At 53.4% G+C, this 1,039-nt stretch carries 1 protein-coding gene; it reads left to right on the forward strand.

The window, feature by feature from the left end; all coding sequences use genetic code 11:
- Positions 1 to 48: 48 nt before the first annotated feature.
- Positions 49 to 1,039, forward strand: a 991-nt coding sequence (locus tag VI234_RS21140) for an IS630 family transposase (RefSeq protein ID WP_336331224.1), incomplete at its 3' end; no start/stop codon positions are given.

Consider the following 1,039-nt stretch of genomic DNA (forward strand, 5'->3'; position numbering starts at 1 on the left):
TAGTGGCTCAGGGAAGCCTTTGTGAGGCTGGCATTAGTCATAGTACGTGTGGTAGGACGTGAAAGAGAGATTGTGAGGCACCTAAGCGAGGAGGAACTAGATCGACTCCAGTCTGAAACAGACAGTATCAAAGAGTACAAACGACTCACGTTTCTCAAGCGTCTCTACGACGGGGCAGCGCTGGCAGCAGCAGCCCAAGACATAGGGGTCTCGCAAGGCACGGCAAGCAATTGGGTGACACGGTGGAACGAAGGTGGACTTGGCAAACTGACACCGAACTTCGGGGGCGGCAGGCCCCCGAAGCTCGACGAAGCAGAACAAGAACAACTCATTGCACGCCTCCGTGAGGGACAGCCCTGGAAGAAACAAGAGATTCAGCACCTTCTCAACGAGGAGTTCGATGTTGAATATCACCCACACTACCTCCCAACGTTTCTGGATAAACTCGGCCTCCACTACGCCATTCCTCGAACAAAACGCCCTAAGCGACCAGAGAACGCCGAAGAGATCCTCGACGAACGCGTCAGGTACGCGTTCGACGAGGAGGCTCTTGAGCAACCTCACAACAAACGTGAGGATGACGCTGACGACGAAGACTGGGACCGTGATGAGAATATCCGAACAGACGGAGGCACTGTCGTCGGATTCTTCGATATCTCTCACCCGCAACCGTGGGACAATTCTCAGCGGATGTATACGGTTGATGAGCCACACATTGAGCGGAAGCTGGTGAAAATTGACACACCAGCCGCCGGGTTCTACGCTCTCAATGGTGAGAGTGTCCTGTCGTTTCCGCCGAATCAGGAAAAAGAGAAGATTTGTGGGTGTTTCGAGAAGGTCCGCGAGCAGAATCCCGCCAAGCGGATTCTGCTCGTGTTAGATAATTTCTCGTCACATGTGTGTAAGTACACGCGCAAGCGAGCACACGAGCTCGGGATAGATTTGATATTTCTCCCAGTCGGGTCGCCCGATCTCAATCCGATCGAACCAGTTTGGAAGAGTCTCAAGTGGGAGTCTTCGCCGTTCATTGTCGAAGGTG

Origin of the sequence: Haloarcula sp. CGMCC 1.2071 (genome assembly GCF_037078445.1) — an archaeon.
Classification (GTDB): Archaea; Halobacteriota; Halobacteria; order Halobacteriales; family Haloarculaceae; genus Haloarcula; species Haloarcula amylolytica.